This is a genomic window from Pseudomonas sp. Con_6, from assembly GCF_059379395.1.
This window is the reverse complement of sequence record NZ_CM182011.1, coordinates 4,491,945-4,518,429: the sequence shown is the minus strand read 5'-3', so window position 1 is coordinate 4,518,429 and position 26,485 is coordinate 4,491,945. Positions and strand designations below refer to the sequence as shown.

The window sequence follows — 26,485 nt, the reverse complement described above, 5'->3', positions numbered from 1 at the left end:
AGCGCAGCACAGTGCCGTCAGGTCATAGGCTGCACCCATTCGAAGGACGGCGCGCCATGCCGCTGCTGCGGGTCGTTGGCGACAGGTGTCGCCACCATTTTCAGGGCCGTGGCGGTCATCTCGTGCATGCTGTTCAGGATGGCCGTGTACATCGCCCCAGGCGCGCCGTTCAGGGCTTCGGCGATCTGGTAGAGCATCAGTGAGTACAGGCGGTTGAACTGGTCATTGAGGGCCGACATCACCGGGTCGAGGGCGTAGTCCGTTGATCGGGGGTTGCTCACGATCGGATAGACCTCGGCGTAGTCCACCTCGAACGGCAAGCCGCTGGGTTCCCCGTGGGGTTTGTCGCCAGGCTGGTAATGCCGCTTGAACTGGATTTCCCGGAAACGGAAGAAGTGCGCCACTTCTTCCGGCTGGTCGAAATAGTGCTGGTCGTCATCGTCCACTCCATGGCGGGTCCCTTCACCTTGGGTGACGATGACCTGGATAGCACGCCGCGCCGATTCCAGGCCGGCGATGACGATGGGGCTGCCGCCGCCGCTCCAGTAGTAGTCCAGGCCCAACTGGTGCTTGACGTCGCCGGTGAAGACTGCGGCTTCGCCGTAGTCGTTGCACAGGTCTTCGAGCTTGCTGGCAATCGTCTCGTAGAACTCGCCGATGGTATAGCCCGGGACGTCGAGCCGCTCGACGGCCATGAGTGCGAAGCCCTCGTTCCAGCCTTCCGGCAGTTCGATCTGGGTGAAGATCTGGAGGTTGTCGGGATTGAAAGGGCCGAGGTTGGCGGCGAACTCCCGTTCCTTGAACTGCTTGCCGTTGAACGTCAGGGTCAAGGGGAACGACGGAACGTTTTCAGCGCTGAAGCAGGCTCTGCCGCCGATCGCGCTGAGCAGGTTGCCGGCGAGCGAGAGGTGCAGCATCTCTTCCATCATCACACTGCGCAGGATGTTGGCAGGCACCCGGTTCTTGCCGGGCTTGATGCTGATCAACGCGGTCATGTAGAGGGGGATGGTGGAGAGTTCCAGGGTCATGGCGGTCTGCAACCAGCGGCCCAGCTCGTTTTTTTCCTGTTCCAGGGTACTCATGATGGCTTGCCCTCCGGTTGTCATGGTTGCACCTGCGTGGCCAGGCGCTCGCCCAGGCGCAGTGCCAGTGCCGTGAGCGTCAGGGTCGGATTGATTGCCCCGGTGTTGGGGAAGGCGGCGTTGGAGCAGACATACAGGTTGTCGACACCGAAGACCTTGAGGTCCTTGTCGACCACGCCGTGCTCCTCGTCTTCCGCCATGCGACAGGTACAGGCCGCGTGGTCGGCGCGCCAGGAAACGCTCGGCGGGCCGGGCGGGGTGGCACCCATGGCCTCGAAGATCTTGCCGACATGGCCGCTGATTTCCTGCATGCGTGTGTTGAAGTCGTCGGATTGTGAGTAGTCGACGATGGTTTCGCGCAGGCCGATATGGTTGCGGATATCGAGGTTCAACACCCGGTTCTTGCGTTCGCTGGGGATCTCCACCATGCCGTGGATCTGCACTTGGGCCGGACCTTTCACGGCGGCCTCGATGGCCTCGGGCGTCATGCCGTTCTGCATCATCTGCGCCACGCTCAACGGCTTGTCGTTGACCAGCGTGGCGAATGAGCTGGGCGGGTTGATCAGGACGAACTTGCCCTTGGCCTGCTCTTGCGGGCTGTCGAAGTAACGACTGCACAGGGTCGGGAAGTCCATTTCGGGTTGTAGCCGTTCGGGGTTGCCCTGGAGCTTGCCGGTGAAGACGAAGTACGGGTGGGTAACGAAATAGCGCCCGACCAGATCGTGGTCGTTGCCGATCCCTTCGGGCCAATGTTCGGAGCACGAACGCAGCAGCAGCTTGGGCGACTCGATCGCGCCACCGGCGACGATCACCGTGCTGGCCTCGATGGTCAGGAACTCGCCGCTCAGCTTGTTGCGGCAGGTCACGCCTTCGGCGCGCTGACGGGAGGCCATGTTGATTTCCTCGACCACGCAATTGTCCATGATCCGCAGGTTGGGGAAGTTGCCCCACGCGGTCATGTCATTGAGGAAGTTGGGTGCCGCATAACGGGCGCCGAACGGGCAGTACTTGCAGGTACCTGTGGTCTTGCACGGAGCATGGCGGGAAGTGGTGTCGGTGATGCCATGGCGGGCGATCGGCACGTGGGCGGTGCTCATCCCCAGCGCGTCCATCGCCGTGACGACAGGCTGGTCCTCCAGGGTGTAGGGGAAGGCCGGGAAGGGGTAGGGGGCCGAGCGAGGCGGGTCCTGGTTGTCGGAGTCACCCGAGACGCCGATATAGCACTCCGCCTGGTTGTAGAAGGGCTCTAGGTCGCCATAGTCGATCGGCCAGTCGGCGCCTTCGCCGGTGTTACTGCGCAGCTTGAAGTCTTCGGCCTTGAGGCGGAAGCTCCAGCCGCCCCAGTGGATGGTCGAGCCACCGTAGGTCATGACCCGGGCACCGGCCAGCGGCACCACGGTGCTGCCGATGTTCAGGTTTTCACCTGGAACGTCGTGCTGGGGGTAGTCCAGGTCGTTGTACTTGGCATAGGGCAGCTTCGCGTACGAGCCGCCCGAGACCATGAAGTCGTCCCACAGCGCCTGGTCCTGCATTTTCACCCGGGTGCCGGCTTCGAGGATCAGGATCGAGCGCTGCGGGTCGGCTTCCAGCAGGCGGCTGGCGATGGCCGCCGCAGCCACGCCGGAACCGATGATCAACACGTCCGTGTTCATGCTGCGTTCTCCTCGCCAGTGCGGTAGGGCGCGGGCTCTCCCGGGATGAAGGCACCGGCGATGTAGCCGGGGTAGTTGATGGCGCCGGTGAATCTCTTGAAGCCGCCTTGCGAGACCTGGAAGGCGATGAACTCGTTGGAGACCTTCTGCCGGGTCAGTGCCAGGGGTGTCTGCGGCGGTGCCTGGTTGGCAGCCGGGTCGGTGAACAGGGTCCGGTAGGCCTGCTCCTCGCCCAGGGACTCGACCAGTTCTTCCAGGGTCAGCCGGGCGTGGGTATAGATGCTGCGGTACTCGGGGTGCAGCCTGATCCGGTTGTCCATGAACACGAACAGCCGCGACCGGTACTGCTGCGGATCATCCAGGTTTCCCCAGAAACGGCAGATGTGCTCGAAGAGACCGTACATGGCCTCGTAGACCTCCCGGGCCAGGGGCTCGGCGCCGAGATTGGCCGGGTGGTTGATGGGTTGCTGGTACATGCGAGACTTCCTCCATGGAAGATGCCGTGCACCGTGGCGCCGACCGCGGAAGGTTCCACGGCCGGTCGGACGATCGGAGAGAGGTCGTTTCTCGCGTCGGCGGGCCCGCCCGGGTGCGGTGGCAGCAGTCGATCAGGCTTCGGTTTGGGTCACGGTCAGCGTGTAGTTGTATTCGTTTTCGCTGACTTGCTGCGGCTCGCTGATCTGGCAGGTCAGGCCGGATTCGCGGGCGATGGTGATGTACGGGTCCCAGGACCCTGGACGGGAGCCGGAGTTGACCACGCAATTGACCTCGGGGTTTTCGGTCAGGTACAGGGTGAAGAACACATTGCCGTCGTTATCCCAGAGACCGGTGGTGACCGGCCCGGCGGTGACGGGTGTGAAAATCGTGATTTGTCCGCCGTAGCTGGCGCCGCCGTCATTGCTGACGAAGGAAACATTCAGGTCCAGGGGGCTTGAGAGGGTGAAGTTACAGATGAGGGTTGAGTTGATGGCCATGGTTCATTCCTTGAATTCATGATGCGTTTTGCCCCTGCTAAGTGTGCGGGCTTAAAGAGTGTAGTGGCAATTTGATGCTGTTCAAGTGTGCAGCCTGGGCCTTGAATGGCCCAGGCGACCACAAGCATCAATACCGTGCATCCACTGGCTTCTTGTCCTTCGGCCAGTCCTTGACCTTCCCTGCAAAGTCCGGCCTCGGCTTGTGGCTGAAGTACTCCGCCACATCCACCGCCTCCTGGTCGGTCAGGCCACCCTGGCCGAGGGGGAAGCCCTCGTGGAAGGCGATTGGCATGTTCTTCTTCACGAATGCCGCTGCCGTGTAGGTGCGGGCCATGCCGGCGCCGATGTTGAAGGAATCGTCACCCCACAGCGGTGGGTAGACCCACTTGCCAGCCGCATTGCGTATGCCTTCGCCGTCATTACCGTGGCACAGCGCGCACTGCACGGCGTAGAGCTTCTCGCCGTTTTCCAGGTTGGGTACGATGCTCGGGTCGATCTTGCCCACGCCTCGGCCTTCGACCTTGTCCTGCGGCCTGGTCTCGCGCTTCATCCAGTCGAAATAGGCCACCATCGCCTTCATCTCCACCGATTCCAGCCCCAGCGGCTTGCCATTCATCGAACGCAGGAAGCAGCCGTTGATACGGTCCTCCAGGGTAATCACCCGGCCAGCCCGCGGCGCATAGCTGGGGAAGAACGCCGACACGCCGATATAGGGCGAGCCGTCCGCCACGGTGCCCGCGTTGAGATGGCAACTGGCGCAGTTGAGGGCGTTGCCGACGTTGGCCGGGAGCATTTCGTGGGTGTTGGTGTTCAGCCGGGCTCCCAGGATGAGCTGGTCCGCATTGGGCTCCTTGAGCAGGTCGGCCAGGCGCGGGGTTTCGAAGGGGCGGTGGTCGAGGTTCTTCACGTCGAGGCGCTTGCGCATCTCGGCCACCGTGGACGCCGGGATAGGCTTGGCAGCCTGGCGTCCCCAGCTGTCGCGGGTGAAGTTGAGGATCTCGGCGATCTCCTGGTCGCTGAGGCGGGCGAACGACGGCATGGTCAGCGCCCGTGCGCTGTCCGCCGTCTGCGCCGAGCGCCAGCCGGTCAGGGTGATATGCACCAGGGTCGAGGGATCTTCCGACATCAGCACCGGGTTGCCGGCCAGCGGCGGGAACACGCCCTTGACCCCGGCGCCGTCGGCGCGGTGGCAGTCGGCGCAGAACTGCTGGTAACCGAGCCCGCCACGGGAGGCCAACAGGTTGGTCGGCGTGGTAGAGCGCGGCGTGATCATCGGCACGGGGCCCTGGGCGACCTGCATCGGCTTGTCATGCTCGGATGACGGCAGCGACTTCAGGTACACGCCCACTGCACGCAGGTCGGCGTCCTCCATGTACTGGGTGCTGTGCTGGACCACGTCGACCATGTTGCCGGACACCGTGCCGTGGCTGTTGCGCCCGGTCTTGAGCATCTCGGCGGTCTGCTCCGGGGTCCACAGGTTGCGCAGGCTCAACGCGCGCCAGCCTTCCACTGTCTCGCCGGCGAGGAAGTATTCGCCCCGCTTTCCGGCCTCGGACAGGGTCTTTTCCTGGAAGCCGATGCCCCGTGGCGTATGGCAGGCGCCGCAGTGGCCGAGGCCCTGGACGATATAGGCGCCGCGGTTCCATTCCGTGCTCTGGGCCGGGTTGGCGGTGAACATCTGATCATCAAGGAACATCCAGTTCCACAGGGTCAGGCCCCAGCGCTGGTTGAACGGGAAGCCCATCTCCAGCGCGCGGTTTTCCTGGCGCACCGGATTGACCCCTTGCATCAGGTAGGCATACAGCGCCTGCATGTCCTCGGCGCTGATGCGTGCGTAGGACGGGTAGGGCATGGCCGGATAGAGGTTGTCGCCGTTGGCCGTCACGCCCTTGCGCATGGCCCGGTCGAACTGTTCGAAGTTGTAGTTGCCGATGCCGGTTTCCCGGTCCGGGGTGATGTTGGTGGAGTAGAGCACGCCGAACGGCGTCTCCAGGGCCAGGCCGCCGGCCATGGGCTTGCTGCGGTCGGCGCCGGTGTGGCAGGCCACGCAATCGCCGAGGCGGGCAACGTAGCGGCCACGTTCCACCTGGGAGCGGGTGAGGTTGTCGAGGTCGGCGGCGTAGTCGGCGGGAAGGTCGTCGATGATCTGTGGGGGGCTGGCGTTGTCGCTGGCCCACACCTGGGACAGGACGCTGGCCAGCGCGGCGGCAGCGAGGATTTGCACGGTTGTGTTCATGAACGATCAGGTCCGTTTGAAGGTCGTTATGTTTTTTAGTTATTGAGTCCTTACTTTTGGTTATTTGATTTGCGCGCGTAGTGATCTTCATCAATGAATTGCTTCCAAAGTACAGATGCGTCTTTGGGCGCGGGCTGGAAGACTCGGGGTCCCGAACAATGACGACAGGGGTGGGAGCATGAATTCGACACAGGGTGAGGTGACGTTGCAGGCGAGCGCGGAGGCGGTATGGCGGATCGTTGGCAACTTCAATGGCCTGCACGTCTGGCATCCGGCTGTGACCGGCAGTGAGCTGGTCGCGGGCCGCAACAATGAGGTGGGAGCGGAACGTCTGCTGGCGCTGGACGGGGGCGGGAACATCAAGGAGCGGCTGCTGGCCTGGTCGGACAGCGAGCGCAGTTATCGTTACTGCATTCTTGAATCACCGCTGCCGGTGAGCGGGTATGAGTCCGAGGTGCGGGTCGAGGATCTGGGCGAGGGTGGTTGCCGGGTGGTGTGGAGTGGGTGGTTCGAGGCGGCGGGCGTTTCCGATGGGCAGGCGGTGGAGGTTGTACAGGGCATCTACGAAGGCGGGCTCGGTTACTTGCGGCAGCAGTTTGCCGGGTAGTCGGGGCAGTGCGCTCCCGCAATGATTCCGGGAGCCATCCGCAGTTGTGTAGATACCCATGCTCATCGCTGGCAAGCCAGCTTGTACAACGCAGGGCGAAATCCGGGCGGATCAGGATGCCCGGACTTCGCTAAGCAGTTCGGGATGACGATCCAGCACTCTCAACAGTTTCACCAACGCCAAGGGCGGTTTGGTCTTGCCATTCTCGTAGCGTGAAAAGGCATTGACCCCCCCACCGAAGATCTCGGCAGCTTCACGCTGGTCGAGCGCGAGTTTCTTGCGAACGTTGGCGATGAAGCTCGGGTCCACGATCGAAGCATTCACCTGCTTGTTGAACTCCAGCATCGCCGCGCTCACACGAGCGGACTCATCCGCATCGAGGACCGATTCGCCGCAGGCCGGGCAGAACTCGCCGGTGACTGCCGCCAGAGTGGTCGACGCGTTCTTGTAGGTGTAAGGCAGGTCGCGGGTGTCGTTTACCAGTTCTGCTGCTCCGCACGATGGGCATTTCATGTTCACAACTCCTTGAAGGACACGATGAGGACGTCATCGACGACCGTGAGTTTCAGATAGACCTCTCCGACTGTCGTGCCGGTTCGATACACGTCTTGCCAGACCCTGTGATCGGCATGAGCACTCATGCTCTTGTGGAAGTCCTTGGCGGTCAGCGCCATGATGACTTCGACGATCCCGTCGAAGTCGAGCCCTAACGCGGCTCCACCCTTCAGGGCTGTCAAGGTTGAGCGTATTTTCCCGGCTTTGATCAGGTCCTTGATCACCGACAGCTTGCAATGTGGAGTCCTCTTTTCCATAGACGTCACGCTAACCTACCAGGTTAAATTTAGCAACTTGGTTAATGGCTGGGGTCGCTGAAGCGCTTGCTCCCGGCCGTGTTCAACAGCCGGGGGATTGTGCAAAAGGGAGATGTGCGTGGGGACGGAGAATGGATTTCGAGATGCTTCAACCTTGCGAAAGCTGGTGTAGAACCTCCATAGCCTTGGCCGCATCCTGCACGCCGACAAAAATGTGATCGTGATAATACGCCGCCACCACATTGCAACTGATCCCCGCATTCCCCAGCGCCGCCGCGAACGCCGCGGTCAAGCCGACGGCCTCCAGCGCGGAATGCACGGTCAGGGTGATCCACGCCGCGACGTAGCCGTACTCCAGGCCTAGCGCATCGGCTCGGCCACGCTCCAGGATTGCGGTCAGTCCTTCCTGTTCGCGGAAGCTGCCGAGCACCTCCTCGTCCTTGAGCAAGGTTGCGTCGGGTACCTGGCAGAACACGTATTCGCCGTCGTTCAGCAGGGGTTTCATGCCGCGTAGCAGTGCGGTGAGGGAGGTTTCGCCAGCCATTGGAAGATCGCTCATGGTGAACAGGGGCATCCAGTGTGCTGGCGAATTGCGTCCTGGGGAATCAAAGTTGCTGATGCACGATCAGCAGTGCTGATACCTCAATACCGTGCATCCACCGGTTTCTTGTCCTTCACTTTGCCAGCGAAATCCGGCCTCGGTTTGTGGCTGAAGTACTTGCCTACATCCACCGGGTTGGTGCTGGGTATCGTGTGTTGATCCATTTGCCAAGGTGACTAAGGGTCGCCATCAAAAATGGATCAACACACGATACCCAGCACCACCAGCCGACAGCTGCTCCCACAGAGACCACGCTGTTCCTGAGGAGGATGGCGAACGACAAACCTGACACGACCTTGACCACTCCTCGATCGGCTCCGGCATGATAGCGGCCTTGATCAGGCATTTCAGGAGGAAATCAATGAACGACTACATGCTGCTGATGCACCGCGATGCGCACAATCCGCAGGCGGCCGCAGACCTCGAACGCTGGAGCGAATACCTGGCCTGGCTGCAGGGCACCGGGCAGTTCGAGGGCGGCAGTTCGATCGGTGCCGGGCTGCGCTTGCGCAAAGGTCGGCCGGATCAGCCCGAGGACAGCGACCTCAGTGGCTTTATTCGGGTCCGTGCAAGCAGCCTTGAAGAGGCCAGGGCGTTTCTTTCCGGTAACCCGGTGTACGAGGCGGGAGGCAGCGTAACGGTCTGCGAACTGCCACGCGACTAGAGCCCCACAAGACCGCACACGGCTCGTTGAATGCGACCGATGCCAGGCCCAGCGGGGAAGGCAACCCATACCCGCATGGGGTGACCTGGGGGGATCCGGTCATTGCGTTGCGGGCGGATCGTGCATATCGTTAATGTATTCACTTTTTCGAGGAGCATCCCCATGCTGTACAGCCAGGCCACCACCCCCACCGAACAACCCCAGCGCCTGATCAACCGCCTGTCCCGGCACTGGGCTCACAAGTTCCAGGTCGAGCAGCAGGACGGGCAGAGCCGCATCGACTTCGGCGGCAGCGGTTGTCTGCTCAAGGTCGTGGACGAGGGCCTGTGGGTCGAGGCCTGGGGGCCGGCGGACGAGATGGACGAGCTGGAAGTGGTGATCGTCGATCATCTGCAGCGCAATGCTGCGGCGGGGGAGACGTTGAGCTTCGCCTGGCAGCGTCGCGATTGAGCAGCGTTGCACGAAGCCGGTGCAGCACTGGGTGAAATTGGCCCATTTGCGGGCGGATCCTGTTTCCAGTGTTACCAAAGCATACAGGGCTGGCGTGTCAGTCCTGTCGCGCTCGCACCCTCATGCAACCCCCGGCGGCCGCGGAGCAGAAGGTTATTGCCGGTCTCGGACGGGAGGGTTGGACGAACTGGCATGAACACTGCTTTGTAAACGTTTACATCCTGCTTCATTCCAATTGAAACCGAGCGTTACCGGCTGAGGCGCTTTCGTCGGCATTCCATCTTGCGAGCGTGCAGTCGACCATACTCAGTGATCATTGGGCTGAAAACGTTTGTAAACGATTACTTGGTCTTGTCGGCCAACATCGTTGAAGCCACCGGGCCGCGTGCAGCACCGCCCGATTACAAGAACGTTCCGCCACAGAGAGTTTGCCCATGGGCCTCACCACCGATCTGAAGTCCTCACGTTACGCCACCACCCTGATCTTCTTCGTCAACGGCCTGGTGCTGGGGATCTGGGCCACCAACATCCCGGCCATCAGCAAGGCCCTGAGCCTTACCGACGGCCAGCTCGGCGCCGCCCTGAGCATGTTCGCCGCCGGGACCATGCTGATGATCTTCCTCGCCGGCAGCGTCGCCAACAAACTGGGCAGTCGGGCGGCCATCGTGCTGGGCGGCATCCTGCTGTCCATCTCGTTGCCGCTGCTGGTGATGTCACCGTCCTACGAGGTGTTCTTCGCCATCCTGCTGTTCTTCGGCATCTGCAACAGCGTGATCGACATCTCCATGAACACCCATGCCTCGATCATCGAGGAACAGGAGGGCCGGCCGCTGATGTCGTGGTTCCATGCGGCCTTCAGTTTCGGCGGCATGGCTGGGGCAGGGGTGGTGTCGCTATTCGATGCCTATGAACTGAGTGCGCTGTTCAACCTGGGTTTCGCTGCCGTGCTGATGCTGCTGACCACGCTCGCCTGTGCCGGGCCACTGCGTCACTTGCGGCCGGCCCAGGTCACCGAGGCGCAGAAGAACAAGGTGACGATCCGTCCGAGCCTGACCCTGCTGATCGTGGCCATGCTGACCATCATGTCGCTGTTCACCGAGAACTCGATGATCAACTGGAGTGCCAAGTACCTGACCGACGTGGCCAGCACCAGCACCGGCATCGCGGCCTTTGCCTTCGGCGGCTTCAGCTTTGCCATGGCAGTCGGGCGCCTGGCTGGCAACCCGCTGATCCTGCGTCATGGTCGGGATTGCGTACTGGTCTGTTCCGGGCTGCTCGGTGTCGCCGGCTTTGCCCTGGCGGTGCTGGCGCCGGCGCCACTGACCGCGATCGCCGGTTTCATGCTGGTCGGCCTGGGCCTGTCGAACATGACCCCGATCCTCTACAGCAAGGCAGCCCAGGCCTGCCCGCAGGCACCGAGCCTGGGCCTGGCGCTGAACGGCACAATCGGTTACCTGGGCTTCCTGGTCTGCCCGCCGATCATCGGCGCCACCTCCGACCATATCGGCCTGCACTACAGCATGCTGCTGCCACTGGTGGCGATGCTGGTGGTCAGCCTGGTGGCGTGGAAAGGCCAGCTGGAGCTGCGCACCGCACCCAAGGCGGTGGCAGGTTGAAGACTTTGTTGCCTGGCGCTTGCGTTCGTCCCGCTCGAACGGTAATCTGCGCTCATCGAATGTAATCGTTTACATTGCTTGTCGGACAGTGCCATGAACGCTCCGGCAAGCGGCCTTTATCGGCACCTTTGCCCACGTCCTGCCGTGGGTTTTTTTCTTCCGGCTCCGTGGTCCTGCGCCTGTTCGTGGCGTGGACGGCGGGGCCCCGCGATTGTCGGGAGCGTCATGAATCCGAATGCTTTCAGGGGCGCGGCTGCCTTGATCGTTTGTGCCGTGGCCGGCCTTTGCGCGCATGACGCCATCGCCCGGCACATGGTCCAGGGTCTGCCCGTCGTGGTGGTGATCTGGGCGCGCTACCTGGGACAGGCCGTGTTGATGGGCGGCGCGGCGCTGCTGCGTCGTGACGGGCGGGCCTGGGCTTGCCGGCGGCCGGACCTGCACTTCCTGCGGGCGCTGTTTCTTGTGGCATTGAGCATCTGTTTCATTGCCGGCCTGCGTCATGTGCCGCTGGCGGAGGCGACGGCGCTGAATTTCCTCGCGCCGCTGTTCGTCCTGCTGCTCAGCCGCCTGGTGTTCGGCGAGCGCGTGCACGCCGGGCAATGGCTGGCGGTGCTGCTCGGCCTGGTCGGGGTGGCGCTGGTGGTCAATCCGGCGAGCGGGCTGTTTACCTGGGCGGCGCTGTTGCCCTGTGCGGCGGCGTTCTTCCTCAGTTGTTACCAACTCGCCACGCGCCAGGCTGCCGGCGCCGACAGTGCGCACAGCGCGACCTTGTGGCTGGGCGTGTTCGCGCTGCTGTTGTGCAGCGTGCTGCTGCCGTGGTTCTGGACGCAGCCCTCGGCAGCGCAATGGCTGGGGCTGGCGGGCATGGCCCTGGCCGGTACCCTGGCGCACTGGCTGTTCGCCGCCGCCTATGCCCGGGCCACGCCGGCCCGCCTGGCGCCTTTCACCTACGTGCAGATTCCCTTTGCCGCGCTGCTGGGCTTCGTCCTCTATTCCAGCCTGCCGGGCCTGTTGGCCTGGTGGGGCATTGTCCTGATCCTGTCCAGTGGTCTGTTGGTGGTGCTGCCCACCCTGGCCCGGCCCGGATCGCTGTTGACCGGTCGGAGGTAAGTGCGGTGCAGGTGCTCAAGGGTTTGACGGAACTGGTGATCTTCCAGTTGCTCGGTTCGCTGGTCGGTTCGACGTGGCTGACGGCAGTGCCGGGGCCTATCGTCGGCCTGGTGCTGTTGCTGGCCTGGCTCTGCCTGCGCGGCGAGTTGAGCGAGTCCATCGAGCAGGCCGCCGGCTGGCTGCTGCGCTGCATGCCGCTGCTGCTGGTGCCGGCGGCGGTGGGGGTGATGGCCTGGTTCGCGGTGATCCGCCCGATTGGCGGGGTATTGCTGCTGGTGCTGTGCCTGTCGCTGCTGCCTGCGCTGGTGCTCAGTGGCTGGTTGATGCAGGTGCTGGTGCGCCGTCGTCAGCGGGGTGAGCCATGAGCGAGGTGTTGCGTCCGGTGCTGGGGCACCCGTTGTTCCACCTGGCCCTGACCCTGCTGACGTTCCAGTTGGCGCTGTGGATCGCCCGGCGCAGCGGCCTGGTATTCCTGCAGCCGGTGCTGGTCAGCGCCGCGCTGATCATCAGCGTGCTGGTGTTCGCCGGAATCTCGTACCAGGACTATCTGGCGGGCGTCGGCATCCTCAACCTGCTGCTCGGGCCGGCCACCGTGGCCCTGGCAGTGCCGCTGTACCAGAACCTGGCGCGCATCCGCCGCCTGCTCGGGCCGATCCTGCTGACCGTGCTGTGTGGCGGGGTCATGGCCACGGCGTCGACCTTGTGGTTGGGGCGTCTGGTCGGACTCGACCAGCCATTGCTGATGACCCTGGCGCCGAAATCCGTCACTTCGCCGATTGCCATGCTGGTGGCCGGGCAGGCGGGTGGGATCCCTGCGCTGGCGGCGGTATTCGTTCTGCTCACCGGTATCCTTGGGGCCGTTCTCGGGCCGCCGCTGTTGAGGCTCGCGCGGGTAACGCATCCGGCGGCGGTGGGCATGGCGCTGGGGCTGACCGCGCATGCGGTGGGGACTTCGCGGGCACTGGAAGAAGGGCAGGAACAGGGGGCTTATGCCGCCCTGGCGATGAGTCTGATGGGCGTGGGGACGGCGGTGCTGTTGCCGGTGATTCTGGGGTGGATGACGATCTGAAATTCACCGCAAGACCAGCGGTATCACCCCTGGAACGCTTCCTGCTGCTCCGATGCGCACCACGGTTTCGCTTGCAGTCGTAGGTAGTAAGAGAGGTAGATGTGTCACAACAACAACAATCAAGCCGCGCACGCGTGGCGACATCGGCGGTCTTCTTCAGCAATGGCGCGGTTCTGGCCATCTGGGCGACCAATATCCCGGGGATGAAACAGGCCCTGCAACTGACCGACGCGGAGTTGGGCATGGCCCTCAGCGCCTTCGCCGCCGGCACCATGTTGATGATGTGCCTGGCGGGGGCCCTGGTGACCCGCATCGGCAGCCGCCGCGCAGTGCTGCTCGGCGGCTCGCTGGTGGCGGCGGTACTGCCGTTGTGCGGCCTGGCCACCTCGGCCTGGACCCTGGCCGGGGCGATCTTCGCCCTGGGCCTTGCCAACAGCATCCTCGACGTGGCGATGAATACCCACGGGTCACTGGTGGAAGCGCACAAGGGCCGGCCGCTGATGTCGTCGTTCCACGCGCTGTTCAGCATCGGCGGCCTGGCAGGGGCGTCGGCGGTGGCGACGCTGTTGTCCAGCCACCTGGGCCTGGTGCAATGCCTGCTGCTTTCGGCGGGCTTCACCGCGCTGGTGACCTTGATCGCGGCGCCCTGGCTGGGTGACCTGAGGCCATGCGTGCCAGGGGTTCCAGGCCGGCCGGCGAGGAGCTTCGCCTGGCCCAATCGTGCCCTGCTGTGCATCGCCGGCCTGACCTTCCTCGCCCTGTTCATCGAGCGCACGGTGATCGACTGGAGTTCCCTCTACCTCACCGAGGTCAGTCAGGCCCCGGCGACCCTCGCTGCTTTCGCCTTCGGCGCCTTCAGCTTCGCCATGGCCCTCGGGCGCCTGGCTGGCGATGTCCTGATCCGGCGCTGCGGACCGGACCGGGTGCTGACCCTGTCTGCGGCCGTCGGGGCCCTGGGGGTGGTGCTGATCCTGCTGGTGCCGTTGCCGGGGACCGCGATACTCGGCTTCGTGCTGATCGGCCTCGGGCTGTCGAACATGACCCCGCTGCTCTACAGCCAGGCCAGCCGGGCGTTTCCCGGCGCGCCGGGGCTGGGCCTGGCAATGAACGGCACCCTGGGCTACACCGGCTTTCTCCTGGCGCCTCCGGTAATCGGCCTGCTGTCCGGGACCTTCGGCTTGAAGCTGGCACTGCTGGTGCCCCTGGCGGCCTTCGCCGTGCTGATGGCCAGCCACTGGCGCAAAGTCCGTGGTCAGCGGCTGGCGCCGGGCGGCCTGTTCAACCCGGTGACTGGCTCGACTGCCGCACCATGAGCTGAGTGCCCAGCAGTACCGGGCGAATCTCGTTGCCATGCTTGAGATTGGCGATCAGCGCTTCGGCGCTGCGCACGCCCATCTCGCCGGCGGGGATGGCCAGGGTAGTCAGCGGTGGTTCGAGGTATTCGGCGAACTCCAGGTTGTCGTAGCCCACCACCGAGATCTCCCGGGGCACGTCGAGCTGGAGTTTCTTGCAGGCGGAGAGCACGCCGAAGGCGATCACGTCGCTGTTGCAGATCACGGCGGTGACCTCGGGGTGTTCCAGGCGGATGCGCCGCATCGTGCGTTCGCCGAACTCGATGGTGTAGCCACCCTCGCTTTCGTACTTGACCCCGCTGCACTTCTCGCGGAATTCGCCGAGGGTGTCGACATAGGCGCGGTAGCGCGCCTGCTGGCGGTCGTTGCCCTGCATCGGCCCGGTCAGCATGGCGAACTGGCGGTGGCCCAGGCCCAGCAGGTATTCCACCAACTGGCGGGTGGCCTGGTAGTTGTCGAAGCCGATGAAGGGGAAGTCGTCGTCCTTGAGGTAGGAGTAGGTGCAGATCACTGGCATGCGCGACTCTTGCAGGTACTTCTTCAGCGCCGGGTCGGCCACTTCGCCGACGATCAGCAAGCCCTCCACGCCGCGCTCCACCAGGAGCTTGACCTTGTCGAAGATCGAGCCGGCGTCGAAGCCGCAACTGAGCACGTAGACCACGTAGCCGTACTCGGCCAGCTTGTCCTGGAAGCTCTTGACCATGGTCGCGTAGATGGCGTGGTCGAGGGTGGGGATGATCGCCCCGATCAGGTTGGTCTTCTGCAGCCGCAGGGCCTTGGCTGCGGGGTTGGGGCTGTAGCCCAGCCTGGCGGCGATGGCCAGGACCTTCTCGCGCACATCGTCGCGCACGTGGGTTGGCAGGTTGAAGCTGCGCGACACCGTCGCCACCGAGACGCCGGCCGCCTTGGCGACATCGGTGACCTTGACCCGACCTGCTGTTTTCGTAGTGCTGGACACGCTTTTCCCTCTCCGGTGATCCCTGCGTGGGGCGGAAGGCTCCCGGCGCGGATGGCGCATGATAACGATTACCGCCGGCTTTTCCGAGGCTTTCCCGTCATGCTCATCGGTAGAACGTTTGCGTCCGCGCAGCGTCAGAGTCAGCAACGACCAGACGTCGAAGGGAGGTGATGATGACGGCTCCAGATCCGCGGTACGTGCAATGGCTGGTGGACCACTCGATGCTCAAGGCGGCTCGTGACCGGGCCAAGAGCTATGCCGGCCAGTCGCGCCTGTGGCAGAACCCCTATGCCGAGGCGCGGCCGCGAAGGGCCATCGAGATCGCCTCGGCCTGGCTGACGGTGTACCCGGATTCGATCATCGCCCCCGAGGATGCCTCGGTACTCGACGCCCTCGGTGCCGAAGCCTTGTGGAAAGGGCTCTCGGAGCTGGGCATACAGGGCATCCATACCGGCCCGATCAAGCGCTCCGGCGGCATCCGCGGCGAAGCCTTCACCCCGAGCATCGATGGCAACTTCGACCGCATCAGCCTCGATATCGACCCGCTCTACGGCAGCGAGCAGCAACTGGTCCACCTGAGCCGCATGGCCGCGGCGCACAACGCGGTGACCATCGACGACTCGATTCCCTCCCACACCGGCAAGGGCGCCGACTTCCGCCTGGCGGAACTGGCCCACGAGGACTATCCCGGCATCTACCACATGGTCGAGATCCGCGAGGAAGACTGGGGCCTGTTGCCGGAGGTGACGGACGGTCGTGATGCGGTCAACCTGAGCCCGGCGCAGTGCGACGAGCTCAAGCTGCGCCACTACATCGTCGGCCAGTTGCAGCGGGTGATCTTCTTCGAGCCCGGAGTCAAGGAGACCGACTGGAGCGCCACCGCGCCCATCACCGGCGTGGACGGCAAGACCCGGCGCTGGGTCTACCTGCACTATTTCAAGGAGGGCCAGCCGTCGCTGAACTGGCTCGATCCGACCTTCGCCGCCCAGCAACTGATCATCGGCGACGCCCTGCATGCCATCGACTGCCTCGGCGCCCGTGGCCTGCGCCTGGACGCCAATGGCTTCCTCGGCGTGGAGATACGTGCCAACGACACCGCCTGGTCGGAAAGTCACCCGCTTTCCCTGACCGGCAACCAGCTGCTCGGTAGCATGATCCGCAAGGCCGGGGCCTTCAGCTTCCAGGAGTTGAACCTGACCCTCGACGATATTGCGCAGATGTCCAGGGGCGGCGCCGACCTGTCCTATGACTTCGTCACCCGCCCGGCCTACCAGCACGCGCTGCTCACCGGCGATACCAGCTTCCTGCGCCTGATGCTGGGCGAGATGCAGCGCTTCGGCATCGACCCGGCGTCGCTGATCCATGCCCTGCAAAACCATGACGAGCTGACCCTCGAACTGGTGCATTTCTGGACCCTGCACGCCAACGACATGTTCCTCTACAAGGGCCAGACCTTCCCCGGCAGCATCCTGCGCGAGCATATCCGCGAGGAAATGTACGAGCGCCTGTCCGGTGAGCATGCGCCGTACAACCTGCGTTTCGTCACCAACGGCGTGTCCTGCACCACCGTGAGCATCATCACTGCAGCCCTGGGCATCCGCGACCTGGCGCAGATCAGCGCCGAAGAGCTGGCCCTGATCCAGAAGATCCACCTCTTGCTGGTGATCTACAACGCGATGCAGCCGGGAGTGGTCGCGCTGTCCGGGTGGGACCTGGTGGGCGCGCTGCCGCTGGCGGCCGAGGAGGTGGCCGAGCGCATGCTCGACGGTGATACGCGCTGGATCCATCGCGGCGGCTACGATCTGGTGGACCTGGCGCCAGAGGCCAGTCGGTCACTGCGCGGCATGCCGCGTGCGCGCTCGCTGTACGGCAGCCTGACCCACCAGTTGCAGCAACCCGGCTCCTTCGCCAGCCAGGTGAAAAAAGTCCTGGCCGTGCGTCAGGCCTACGGTATCGCTTCAAGTCGCCAGGTGCTGGTGCCCGAGGTGCAGAACCCGGGATTGCTGGTGATGGTCCACGAACTGCCGGCGGGGAAGGGTACGCAACTGACGGCGCTCAACTTCAGCCGCGAGCCGGTTGCCGAGGAAATCATCCTGGAGGGCTTCAGTCCCGGCCCGGTGGTGGACATGCTCAGCGAGACACTGGAAGGCGACCTGCACGAGGACGGGCGTCTGCTGATCAACCTCGATCCCTTCGAGGCCCTGTCGCTGCGCATCGTCAGCAGCACCGGGCATGTCTGAGCTCTTGGAGGGCCGCAAAGCGGCCCCAATCAGATTTATACCGATCAAAAGCGCCACGCGGCACTAGCGGACCCATGGACGGTTATGTATGCTTTGCCTGCGCTTGTAAACGATTACAGCAACGCACCACTTCTTGACGATTCAGGTGAGCGACATGCGTGACATAAACGGCCGTACTACCCACAAAGCTTACGACTACGTCGTGATCGGATCCGGCTCGGCCGGGAGCGTGCTGGCGGGCCGACTTTCCGAGGACCCGCAGCGCAGCGTGCTGATGCTTGAGGCGGGACCTTCCGACAAGAGCATCTACATCCAGATGCCCGCCGCCCTGGGCTTTCCGCTCATGGACGACAAGTTCAACTGGTACCTGCATTCCGAGCCCGAGGCGGAGTTGGGTGGCCGTACCATCTACGAGGCGCGCGGCCGGGTGCTGGGTGGCTCGTCGTCGATCAACGGCATGAACTGGGTACGTGGCAACCCGTGGGACTACGACAACTGGGAAGCCATGGGCCTCAAGGGCTGGAGCTACAAGGACTGCCTGCCGTACTTCCGCAAGGCGGAGACCTTCGACCAGGGCGGCGATGACTATCGCGGCGACAGCGGCCCCATGCACATCCAGACCTGCGCGGCGAACAACCCGCTGTACAAGGCCTTCCTCGCCGCCGGGGTGCAGGCCGGCTATCCCCATGTGAAGGACCACAACGGCTACCGTCAGGAAGGCGTGCACATCACCCAGCGCAACGTGCACAAGGGTATCCGCTGGAGCACCTCCCAGGCCTATATCCACCCGAATCGCGGTCGCGACAACCTGCATGTCTGCGACCGCGCCCAGGTCACCCGCATCGAGTTCAAGGACAAGCGTGCGGCGAAAGTGCACTTCGTGCGCAATGGCAGCCCGGAAGTGGTGGACATCAAGACCGAGGTCATCCTCTGCGCCGGTGCCATCCACTCGCCGCACCTGCTGATGCTGTCCGGTATCGGTGACGCTGAGCACCTGGCGCAGTTCGGCATTCCCTGCATCGCCGACCTGCCCGCGGTGGGCCAGGGCCTCAAGGACCATATCGCCGCGCCGGTGCAGTACCGCGCCACGCAGAACGTGTCCATCGCCAAGCAACTGACGCCGCTCGGCAAGCTCAAGCTCGGTGCGCTGTGGACCCTGTTCCGCAAGGGCCTGGGTGCGACCAACTTCTTCGAGGTCGGTGCCTTCATCCGCACCCGCCCGGAACTCAAGGTGCCCAACGTGCAGTTCGAGTTCATCCCCATGCTCGGCGAGTTCCAGCACGGCAGCGTCAAGCTGGAGAACGGCTTCCAGTACTTCTTCAGCCTCATGCGTCCGACCAGCACCGGACGGGTCTGGCTGGGCTCTAAGGACCCGCTGGCCGCACCGAAATTCTGCTTCAACTTCCTCTCTACCCAGCAAGACCAGGAAGACGCCATTGCCGCCGTGCGGGCGATCCGCAACGTGGTGTCCCAGGCCGCCTGGGATCCCTATCGCGGCGAGGAAGTCACTCCCGGAGCCGCCGTGCAGTCCGACGCCGACATCCTCGCCACCCTGCGCCAGCTGGCCGGGACCAACTACCACCCGTCGTGCACCTGCCGCATGGGCGTCGACCCGGCCACCAGCGTGGTGGACGCCAGCGCTCGCGTGCACGGCCTCGACAACCTGCGGGTGGTGGACGCCTCGATCATGCCGGAGATCGTCAGCGGCAACCTCAACGCGCCGATCATCATGATGGCCGAGAAGATCGCCGACGACATTCGCGGCAAGCATGCACTGCCCGGGGCCAAGGCCCAGTACTACGTGCCCGCCTGACTCACTGAAAGGAAAACCGCAATGAAACTGAAGAACCAAGTAGCCCTGATCACCGGCGCTGGCGCCGGCATCGGCGAGGCCACCGCCCGGCTGTTCGTCCAGGAAGGCGCCAGGGTGGTGATCGCCGACCGCAATATCGAACTGGCCAGCAAGGTCGCCGACGAACTGGGCGAGGCGGCCATCGCCGTGCAGGTGGACGTCGCCGACGCCGCTCAGGTCCGCGCCATGGTCGAGGCCACGGTCGCCCGCTTCGGCGGCCTCGACATCCTGGTCAACAACGCCGGCTTCGGCACCCTCGGCACCGTGGTGACCCTGGACGAAGACACCTGGGACCAGGTGGTCGACGTGAATTTGAAAGGGGTGTTCCTGTGCTCCAAGTACGCCATCCCGGAGATCGTCCGGCGCGGTGGCGGGTCGGTGGTCAACCTGGCCTCGACCATCTCCGTGGTCGGCATCAAGGACCGCGCTGCCTATGTCGCGGCCAAGGGCGGCGTGGCCGCGCTGACCCGCGCCATGGCCCTGGACCATGCCCTCGAAGGCGTGCGGGTGAACAGCGTGGCGCCTGGGGTGATCGCTTCCAGTTACTACGACAAGATATTCGAGACGGTCGCGGATCCGGTGGCGTTCAAGAAAGGCCTGGAAGCCCGTTCGCCGCTGAACAAGATGGGCGAGCCGATCGATATCGCCAACATGATCCTGTTCCTCGCCTCCGGCGATTCCAGCTTCGCCACCGGTGGCATGTTCACCGTCGACGGCGGCTATACCGCCTGGTGAGGAGCCGAGCATGATCGACGAGCTGCGGCACTACCGTTTTACCCTCGATGCCTGGGAGCAGTACTGGGCGTTGTTCACGGGACGCTGTCTGCCGATTCGCGGCAACGATTTCGGCGAGCTGCGCGGACTGTGGTACGAGCGCATCGGCGACAGCGTGAATTTCCGTCATCTGTGGCGCTATGAGTCGCTGGACGCCCGCGCCCATCTGCGCGGCGAACTGCTCAAGGTCGACGACTGGCGTGAAGGCTTCCTGCCCCAGGCCGGCCGGCATGTCAGCCAGCAGTTTCTCCAGGTGCTGGTGCCGAAGCTGGAGGAGGGCGCGGGCGGACTCGACGCCGTGCGCTACCTGCACAGCTATCGTTGTCCAACCGGCAAAGCCGCCGGGGTGATCCAGCAGATCGCCGCGGTCGAAGGCGTGGCCCGCGAGCGCTTGTGCGGCCTGTGGGCCACGGAGTTCGCTGATCCCAACCAGGTGGTGGTGATGACCTCGACCGACGAGGCACCGCTGCTGGCCCTGAGCGCCGCGGTAGAGATCGAGACCCGCCGCCTGCAGCCGTTGGCCATTCCCGCCTGACCGGTATTTTTGCCGGTCGGCAATGTAAACGTATACATCGAATAATGAGGTAGCACATATGAGCGTTCGTCAGTACGAGCACTGGATCAATGGCGCGGTCCGGGCGCCGATCGCCGGTCAACGGGTCGAGCGGCACTCGCCAGCCCATGGCGCGCTGCTGGCGAGCTTCGCCGCCGGCACCGCTGCCGACGTCGATGTCGCCGTGGCGGCGGCCAAGAGCCTGCACGATTCGGCGGCGTGGTCGTCGGTGCCTGGTTCCGAGCGGGCCAAGCTGCTGGGCAAGCTGGCCGACCTGATCGAGCGTGACGCCGAGCGTCTGGCGCTGATCGAGGCGGAAGAAGTCGGCAAGCCGATCACCTATGCCCGCGGCGAGGTGCTCTGGTCCGCCGAGCTGACCCGCTACGCGGCGTCCCTGGCCTGGAACATCCAGGGTGAGGCCTACAGCCACCTGGGCGAGGACAAACTCGGCCTGGTCACCCACGAAGCCCGCGGCGTGGTCGGCCTGATCGTGCCGTGGAACTTTCCGCTGGTCTGCCTGTTCCAGAAGCTGCCCTACGCGCTGGCGGCCGGTTGCCCGGTGGTGATCAAGCCTTCCGAGCTGACCTCCGGCACTGCCCTTGAGATCGCCCGCCTGGCCACCGAAGCCGGTTTCCCGGCGGGGCTGATCAACGTGGTCACCGGGACCGGTGCCGAGGTCGGCGAGCGCCTGACCCGCCACCCTGATGTGGCGATGGTCTCGTTCACCGGCTCTACCCGGGTCGGCAAGCAGATCGCCGCTACTGCCGCTGCGGACCTGACCCGCGTCGCGCTGGAACTGGGTGGCAAGGCCGCCAACGTGGTATTCGCCGATGCCGACCTGGACGCTGCGCTGGACGGCGTGCTGTTCGGCGTGATCCTCAACCAGGGCGAAGAGTGCGTGGCGGGCACCCGTCTGCTGATCGAGGAATCGGTGGCCGATGATTTCGTCGAGAAACTGGTGGAACGTGCCCGCCGCGTGGTGGTGGGGCTGCCGTTGCAGGCCGAGACGCAGATCGGCGCGTTGATCCATGCGCAGCACCTGGAAAGCGTGCTGAACTACATCGAGATCGGCAAGCAGGAGGGCGCGCGCCTGGTCCTGGGTGGCGAGCGTCTGACCGGCAACGGCCTGGAGAACGGCTACTTCGTCGGCCCGACCCTGTTCACCGGGGTGAAGCCTGAGCACCGTATCTTCCGCGAGGAAATCTTTGGCCCGGTGCTCACCGTGACCACCTTCAAGACGGTCGAGGAAGCCGTGGCGCTGGCCAACGACACCGACTACGGTCTGGGCAACGGCCTGTGGACCAAGGATGTGGACAAGGCGATCCGGGTGTCGCAGAAGCTGCAAAGCGGTACCGTGTTCGTCAACACCTACCTGGAAACCTCGCCGCAGTTGCCGTTCGGCGGGTTCAAGCAGAGTGGCTACGGCCGCGAGAACGGGGTGGACGGCTTGCGTGAGTTCATGGAGACCAAGTCGACCTTCATCAAGCTGGGAGCGCGGACTCCGGTACTGCCAAATACCCTGGGTTGAGCGCAGCCTTGCTGAAACCCGAATCCAACAAGAAGAACGCCCTATGAAATTCAAGCGAATGGTCAATGTGGTCGGCGCCCATGTCGCCGGCGAGCGCAACGACGTGATCACCGGCGGCGTGCTCGACGTTCCCGGACAGACCATGTTCGACAAGATGAAGTACCTGGAAACCCTCGGCGATGACCTGCGCAAGCTGATCCTCCAGGAGCCTCGCGGCAGCGTGACCCAGTGCGTCAACCTGGTGCTGCCGTCGAACCACCCGGAGGCGGATGCCGGTTTTGTCATCATGGAGTCCGAGTTCTACCCGCCGATGTCCGGCAGCAACACCATCTGCACGGTCACCGTGCTCCTGGAAACCGGGATGATTCCGATGGTCGAGCCGGTCACCCGCCTGACCCTGGAGGCACCGGGCGGACTGGTACGGGTCGAGGCGCAGTGCCGTGACGGCAAGGTCACGGGGGTGAAGTTCGCCAACGTGCCGTGCTTCGTCTTCGGCCTGGACCAGTTCATCGAGGTCCCGGGGCTTGGCAGCCTCAAGGTGGACGTGGCCTATGGCGGCATGATCTACGTGCTGGCCGATGCCCAGGCCCTGGGCTTCGGCATCCTGCCTGACGAGGCCGCCGACCTGGTCGAGGTCGGCGAGCAGATCAAGGCCGCCGCCGCCGAGCAGTTGCCGGCGGTGCATCCCGAGCAGCCGGAGATCCACACCATCAACCAGACCCTGTTCGCCGGCCCGGTGCGCGACGATCCGCTGGGCAAGCGCTCGCGCAACGGCGTGGTGGTGTCGCCGGGGCGCATGGACCGTTCGCCCTGCGGCACCGGCACCAGCGCGCGGCTGGCAGTGATGCATGCACGGGGGCAGGTCAAGGTCGGCGAGAAGCTGGTGCATGAGTCGATCCTCGGCACCGAGTTCATCGGCGAGATCGCCGAGACCCTGACCGTGGGCGGCCAGCCGGGAATTCGCCCGACCATCACCGGGCAGGCGTTTCTTACCGGGTTCCATCAGTACGTGCTCGATCCGGATGATCCGTTCCCGACGGGGTATACGTTGAGCGATACCTGGCGCAAGAATCCGTAGGCGGGTCGAGGGCTGCTTTGCAGCCCTTCGCGAGCCCCAATGGGCATCAACCACGAATCACCGTCGTAAAAGGATCGATTGACGCAATGTAATGTAATCGATTACATTGATTTTGCCCGGGCCTTGGCAGGCCCTTGCCGGGTTTGGTCACCCACTCGCAATGCCTGCCAGCGACCTGGCTTCGTTAGGCAATTCACCCTGGCCCGCCCCGCGGCGGGCATTTTTAACGCTTTCCTTCCTCTCCGCCTGGCCACACGGGCGGATTTTTTTCAGGAGTCACCATGGGCCAATGGATCGACATTCAGGGAGCAGGGCTGGAGGGGTTCTCCGGTTACCTGGCCTTGCCGCAAGGCGGTTCGGGCCCCGGCCTGTTGCTGCTGCAGGAAATCTGGGGCGTCAACGGCCACATCCGCGACCTGGCCGAACAGTTCGCCGCCGAGGGCTTCGTGGTCCTGGCCCCGGATGTGTTCTGGCGCCAGCAGCGCCGCGTCGACCTGGCCTATGACCCGGCCGGCACGGCTCAGGCCCGTGGGTACTACCAGGCACTGGATATCGCCCAGGCCCGGACGGATCTGGCTGTTGCGCTGGATGTCCTCGGCGACCTGTCCCAGGTGAACGGCCGCCTCGGCGTGGTCGGCTACTGCATGGGCGGCAAGCTGGCCTATGAGCTGGGCGAGCATCCGCGCCTCAGCGCCGGGGTCAGCTACTACCCCGGCGGCATCGCCGAGACCGTGCAGCGCATCGAGCGCCTGGCCTGCCCGTACCTGTTCCACTTCGCCAGCGACGACCAGTTGATCGACCTGGCCGAGGTCCGCCTGCTGCAGCCCTTGATGGCCCGTAGCGGCGAGGTGTCCCTCGAAATTCACCAGGGCGTCGGTCATGGCTTTGCCTGTTCCCGGCGTCCGGCCTGGTCCATGGCCGCAGCCTTGAGTGCCAAGGCCTCGACCCTGTGGTTCCTCGGTGACTGCCTGCTTGGCGATGGGCCGCGCGGCCTGCATGAGCCACTTTAGGCATGCCTGGGGATGTAAACGATTACTAAACCTGTCGTACCCACCCTGCATTGGTTTGAACAAGAGGAACAATCATGAGTAACCCGGCAGTGAACGAACACGAGAACGCGCCCCGGAAAGGCACCCTGGTCTACGTCACCCGCGAGACCGAGGCCAGCTATTGGCAGCCCAAGCCGGCCAACGGTTATGTCTCGGTGGCGGTGTCGCCGAACCTGTTCAAGATGAACCGCAACTTCTCCGTAGGCACGCAGATGATGCCGCCGGGTGGCCGGGTGCGCGAGCACGCCCATTCCACCAACGAGGAAGTGCTGCATTTCATCTCCGGTACCGGCAGCGCCATCGTCGATGGCAAGGAATACAAGCTGGAACCGGGGGTGACCCTGTTCCTCGGCGAGCACAACTCGCACACCTTCACCAACACCGGTGATGTCGACCTGCACTGGGTGTGGTTCATGAACCCGAGCGGGCTGGAAGACTTCTTCCGCGATGTCGGTCGCCCGCGCACCCATGGCGAGCCTGCGCCGGAGCCGTTCGAGCGACCGGCCAACATCGAGCAGATCGAAGCCAGCGGCGTGTTCGCCTACACCAAGAGCTGAGTGATCGACACCATGGGCAAGACTATCTACTCGCAGGCGCGCGGCACGGGCGATGCGGTCGTGCTGGTTTCCGGCCTGGGCGGTCTCGGTGCGTTCTGGGAGCCCGTCGTCGAGCAACTGGCCGGTGACTACCGTGTATTGACCTTCGATCACCCGGGTGTCGGCCAGAGCGAAATCGTTGGTGCGCCGACCATTCCCGGCATCGTCGAGGCTTTGCTCGCGGTGCTCGATGCCCATGGTGTCGAGCGTGCGCATCTGGTCGGGCATTCCACCGGCTCGCTGGTGACCCAGTCCATGGCCCTGGATCACCCCGGGCGGGTGTGCAGCATCGTCCTCAGCAGTGGCTGGGCCCGGCCGGACAAGCGCTTCCGCGATTTCTTCGCCTATCGCCAGTTCGTCCTCGGCCAACTGGGCGGTACCGCCTACAACGCCATGACCCGTCTGGTGGCCTATCCCTCGTCCTGGTATGGCGAGCATTTCGCCGTCGACCAGGCGCTGGACTATGCCGCGCCGTCCACCGTCGATGTCGGGATGACCCAGGCGCGCATGGACATGCTGCAGAACTACAGCCGCCGCGAGGAATTGTCGCGGCTCGAACTGCCGGCCTGCGTCATCGGCGCCGAAGACGACTTCGTCATCCCGTTCCACCATTCGCAGGAGTTGGCCGGGCTGATCCCCGGTGCCCGCCTGGTCGAGCTGAGCGGCGGCCATTTCGCCCCGGTCACCCGCACCTGCGCCTACACATCCCTGCTGCGTACCTTCTGGGAGTCACAAGCATGAGCACCAAGCACATCAAGCGCGTCGGCCTGATCGGCCTCGGCGCGATCGGCAAGCGCGTCCTCGGCGCCCTGCAACGCGAGCACCTGCCGCAGGCGGCCTATGCAGCCATCGATCCGTCCGCCGCCTCGACCGGTTTTGCCAGCGAGCACGGGATCGCGCTGTTCAGCGATGTCCAGGGCCTGCTGGACTGGAAACCCGACCTGGTGATCGAGTGCGCCGGCCACGGCGCGGTGGTGCAGGTGGTGCCGCCCTTGCTGCAGGCGGGCGTGGACGTGGTCATCGCCTCCATCGGCGCCCTGGCGGACAAGGCGCTGGCCAAGGACCTGGAGACGGCAGCAGAAGCGGGTGGTGCGCGGCTGATCCTGGTCTCGGGGGCCATCGGTGGCCTGGATGCCATGCGCTCGGCCCGTGCCGCAGGACTGGACGAGGTGCTCTATACCGGGCGCAAGCCGCCGCAGGCCTGGGCGGGAACGCCGGCGGAGACGGAGTTCGACCTGGCCGGGATCACGGTACCGACCACCATCTTCCGCGGCACGGCGGCAGAGGCTTCGCTGAAGTTTCCCAAGAATGCCAACGTCACGGCGGCGGTGGCGCTGTCCGGCGTCGGCTTCGAGGCAACCCGGGTCGAGCTGGTGGCGGACCCGACGGTGGCGAAGAACATCCACGAGGTCAAGGTCAAGGGGGCGTTCGGCGAACTGGGCATCTGGCTGGCCAACAACCCGCTGCCGGACAACGTGAAGACCTCCTGGCTGGCAGCCTTGAGCATCGAAGAGGCGGTGAGCAAGCAGGTGCTGACCACGGTGTTCTGAGAGGGGGGGAGATGAGTGTGACCGGAGCCGGGAAGCTCCGGTTTTTTGTTGGTTTTGAGGGCGTCATCGCTGGTTGGTCAGC

At 64.4% G+C, this 26,485-nt stretch carries 27 protein-coding genes; 18 read left to right on the top strand and 9 right to left on the bottom strand.

All coding sequences use genetic code 11. The features are described from left to right. Positions 1 to 17 precede the first annotated feature (17 nt). The 5 genes from AC5QPF_RS20010 to AC5QPF_RS19990 all read right to left on the bottom strand — a co-directional run bounded on the left by AC5QPF_RS20010 (position 18) and on the right by AC5QPF_RS19990 (position 5,944). Positions 18 to 1,082, bottom strand: coding sequence for a ferritin-like domain-containing protein (locus AC5QPF_RS20010; RefSeq protein ID WP_494959542.1), 1,065 nt, complete (start codon positions 1,080 to 1,082; stop codon positions 18 to 20). A 20-nt stretch (positions 1,083 to 1,102) separates the two neighbouring features. Beyond that, the gene (locus tag AC5QPF_RS20005; protein WP_494959541.1) at positions 1,103 to 2,734 is read right to left on the bottom strand and encodes a GMC oxidoreductase; all 1,632 of its coding nucleotides are present in this window, start codon (positions 2,732 to 2,734) and stop codon (positions 1,103 to 1,105) included. Next, positions 2,731 to 3,210 carry a hypothetical protein gene (locus tag AC5QPF_RS20000; RefSeq protein ID WP_494959540.1) on the bottom strand — a complete coding sequence of 160 codons (480 nt, stop codon included), beginning with the start codon at positions 3,208 to 3,210 and terminating at the stop codon, positions 2,731 to 2,733. The genes AC5QPF_RS20005 and AC5QPF_RS20000 overlap by 4 nt, the downstream gene beginning before the upstream one ends. Positions 3,211 to 3,342: 132 nt before the next feature. Beyond that, the gene (locus tag AC5QPF_RS19995; RefSeq protein ID WP_494959539.1) at positions 3,343 to 3,708 is read right to left on the bottom strand and encodes a hypothetical protein; all 366 of its coding nucleotides are present in this window, start codon (positions 3,706 to 3,708) and stop codon (positions 3,343 to 3,345) included. Between the two features lie 127 nt (positions 3,709 to 3,835). Next, on the bottom strand, positions 3,836 to 5,944 hold the full coding sequence (locus AC5QPF_RS19990; protein WP_494959538.1) for a c-type cytochrome: 2,109 nt from the start codon (positions 5,942 to 5,944) through the stop codon (positions 3,836 to 3,838). 178 nt (positions 5,945 to 6,122) lie between these two features. Here AC5QPF_RS19990 and AC5QPF_RS19985 point away from each other — a divergent pair, with 178 nt between their 5' ends. Then, positions 6,123 to 6,551 (top strand): SRPBCC family protein, encoded by a 429-nt coding sequence (locus AC5QPF_RS19985; RefSeq protein ID WP_494959537.1) that lies wholly within the window; start codon positions 6,123 to 6,125, stop codon positions 6,549 to 6,551. A 111-nt stretch (positions 6,552 to 6,662) separates the two neighbouring features. On the opposite strand, the gene AC5QPF_RS19980 is transcribed toward AC5QPF_RS19985, so the two are convergent. The 3 genes from AC5QPF_RS19980 to AC5QPF_RS19970 all read right to left on the bottom strand — a co-directional run bounded on the left by AC5QPF_RS19980 (position 6,663) and on the right by AC5QPF_RS19970 (position 7,907). Then, positions 6,663 to 7,064: a type II TA system antitoxin MqsA family protein gene (locus AC5QPF_RS19980; RefSeq protein WP_494959536.1), complete on the bottom strand. Its 402-nt coding sequence runs from the start codon at positions 7,062 to 7,064 to the stop codon at positions 6,663 to 6,665. A 2-nt stretch (positions 7,065 to 7,066) separates the two neighbouring features. Then, positions 7,067 to 7,363 carry a type II toxin-antitoxin system MqsR family toxin gene (locus tag AC5QPF_RS19975; protein WP_494964215.1) on the bottom strand — a complete coding sequence of 99 codons (297 nt, stop codon included), beginning with the start codon at positions 7,361 to 7,363 and terminating at the stop codon, positions 7,067 to 7,069. Positions 7,364 to 7,511: 148 nt separating this feature from the next. Further along, on the bottom strand, positions 7,512 to 7,907 hold the full coding sequence (locus AC5QPF_RS19970) for an ACT domain-containing protein (protein WP_494964214.1): 396 nt from the start codon (positions 7,905 to 7,907) through the stop codon (positions 7,512 to 7,514). Between the two features lie 418 nt (positions 7,908 to 8,325). On the opposite strand from AC5QPF_RS19970, the gene AC5QPF_RS19965 reads away from it, so the two are divergent. From AC5QPF_RS19965 to AC5QPF_RS19935, 7 genes are all read left to right on the top strand, one after another. Next, the gene (locus AC5QPF_RS19965) at positions 8,326 to 8,628 is read left to right on the top strand and encodes a YciI family protein (protein ID WP_494959535.1); all 303 of its coding nucleotides are present in this window, start codon (positions 8,326 to 8,328) and stop codon (positions 8,626 to 8,628) included. 162 nt (positions 8,629 to 8,790) lie between these two features. After that, a complete protein-coding gene (locus tag AC5QPF_RS19960) occupies positions 8,791 to 9,078 on the top strand; it encodes a DUF2218 domain-containing protein (RefSeq protein WP_494959534.1) in 288 nt (95 codons plus the stop codon). Positions 9,079 to 9,512: 434 nt separating this feature from the next. Continuing rightward, positions 9,513 to 10,694, top strand: coding sequence for an MFS transporter (locus AC5QPF_RS19955; RefSeq protein ID WP_494959533.1), 1,182 nt, complete (start codon positions 9,513 to 9,515; stop codon positions 10,692 to 10,694). Positions 10,695 to 10,919: 225 nt separating this feature from the next. Then, positions 10,920 to 11,804, top strand: coding sequence for an EamA family transporter (locus tag AC5QPF_RS19950; protein WP_494959532.1), 885 nt, complete (start codon positions 10,920 to 10,922; stop codon positions 11,802 to 11,804). Positions 11,805 to 11,809: 5 nt separating this feature from the next. Then, complete coding sequence (locus AC5QPF_RS19945) at positions 11,810 to 12,169, top strand: CidA/LrgA family protein (RefSeq protein ID WP_494959531.1); 360 nt, start codon at positions 11,810 to 11,812, stop codon at positions 12,167 to 12,169. Next, positions 12,166 to 12,873, top strand: a complete 708-nt coding sequence (locus AC5QPF_RS19940) for an LrgB family protein (protein ID WP_494959530.1) — start codon at positions 12,166 to 12,168, stop codon at positions 12,871 to 12,873. Before AC5QPF_RS19945 ends, AC5QPF_RS19940 begins: the two co-directional genes overlap by 4 nt. Positions 12,874 to 12,974: 101 nt before the next feature. Next, a complete protein-coding gene (locus tag AC5QPF_RS19935; RefSeq protein WP_494959529.1) occupies positions 12,975 to 14,186 on the top strand; it encodes an MFS transporter in 1,212 nt (403 codons plus the stop codon). Here AC5QPF_RS19935 and AC5QPF_RS19930 read toward each other — a convergent pair. Then, on the bottom strand, positions 14,152 to 15,183 hold the full coding sequence (locus AC5QPF_RS19930) for a substrate-binding domain-containing protein (RefSeq protein WP_494959528.1): 1,032 nt from the start codon (positions 15,181 to 15,183) through the stop codon (positions 14,152 to 14,154). The two genes, AC5QPF_RS19935 and AC5QPF_RS19930, sit on opposite strands and share 35 nt — an antisense overlap. 173 nt (positions 15,184 to 15,356) lie before the next feature. On the opposite strand from AC5QPF_RS19930, the gene treS reads away from it, so the two are divergent. The 10 genes from treS to AC5QPF_RS19880 all read left to right on the top strand — a co-directional run bounded on the left by treS (position 15,357) and on the right by AC5QPF_RS19880 (position 26,403). Further along, positions 15,357 to 17,423: a maltose alpha-D-glucosyltransferase gene (treS, locus tag AC5QPF_RS19925; RefSeq protein ID WP_494959527.1), complete on the top strand. Its 2,067-nt coding sequence runs from the start codon at positions 15,357 to 15,359 to the stop codon at positions 17,421 to 17,423. A gap of 154 nt (positions 17,424 to 17,577) precedes the next feature. Beyond that, positions 17,578 to 19,236 (top strand): choline dehydrogenase, encoded by a 1,659-nt coding sequence (locus AC5QPF_RS19920; protein WP_494959526.1) that lies wholly within the window; start codon positions 17,578 to 17,580, stop codon positions 19,234 to 19,236. 21 nt (positions 19,237 to 19,257) lie between these two features. Beyond that, positions 19,258 to 20,010: an SDR family oxidoreductase gene (locus AC5QPF_RS19915; protein ID WP_494959525.1), complete on the top strand. Its 753-nt coding sequence runs from the start codon at positions 19,258 to 19,260 to the stop codon at positions 20,008 to 20,010. Between the two features lie 10 nt (positions 20,011 to 20,020). After that, positions 20,021 to 20,584, top strand: a complete 564-nt coding sequence (locus tag AC5QPF_RS19910) for an NIPSNAP family protein (protein ID WP_494959524.1) — start codon at positions 20,021 to 20,023, stop codon at positions 20,582 to 20,584. A 58-nt stretch (positions 20,585 to 20,642) separates the two neighbouring features. Next, the gene (locus AC5QPF_RS19905) at positions 20,643 to 22,130 is read left to right on the top strand and encodes an aldehyde dehydrogenase family protein (protein ID WP_494959523.1); all 1,488 of its coding nucleotides are present in this window, start codon (positions 20,643 to 20,645) and stop codon (positions 22,128 to 22,130) included. Positions 22,131 to 22,173: 43 nt separating this feature from the next. Beyond that, positions 22,174 to 23,208: a proline racemase family protein gene (locus AC5QPF_RS19900; RefSeq protein ID WP_494959522.1), complete on the top strand. Its 1,035-nt coding sequence runs from the start codon at positions 22,174 to 22,176 to the stop codon at positions 23,206 to 23,208. A gap of 281 nt (positions 23,209 to 23,489) precedes the next feature. After that, positions 23,490 to 24,218, top strand: a complete 729-nt coding sequence (locus AC5QPF_RS19895) for a dienelactone hydrolase family protein (protein ID WP_494959521.1) — start codon at positions 23,490 to 23,492, stop codon at positions 24,216 to 24,218. A gap of 74 nt (positions 24,219 to 24,292) precedes the next feature. Further along, on the top strand, positions 24,293 to 24,814 hold the full coding sequence (locus AC5QPF_RS19890) for a cupin domain-containing protein (protein WP_494959520.1): 522 nt from the start codon (positions 24,293 to 24,295) through the stop codon (positions 24,812 to 24,814). Continuing rightward, positions 24,815 to 25,594 carry an alpha/beta fold hydrolase gene (locus AC5QPF_RS19885; protein ID WP_494959519.1) on the top strand — a complete coding sequence of 260 codons (780 nt, stop codon included), beginning with the start codon at positions 24,815 to 24,817 and terminating at the stop codon, positions 25,592 to 25,594. It abuts the gene before it with no gap. Then, the gene (locus AC5QPF_RS19880; RefSeq protein ID WP_494959518.1) at positions 25,591 to 26,403 is read left to right on the top strand and encodes an aspartate dehydrogenase; all 813 of its coding nucleotides are present in this window, start codon (positions 25,591 to 25,593) and stop codon (positions 26,401 to 26,403) included. The genes AC5QPF_RS19885 and AC5QPF_RS19880 overlap by 4 nt, the downstream gene beginning before the upstream one ends. The last annotated feature ends 82 nt before the right edge of the window (positions 26,404 to 26,485 follow it).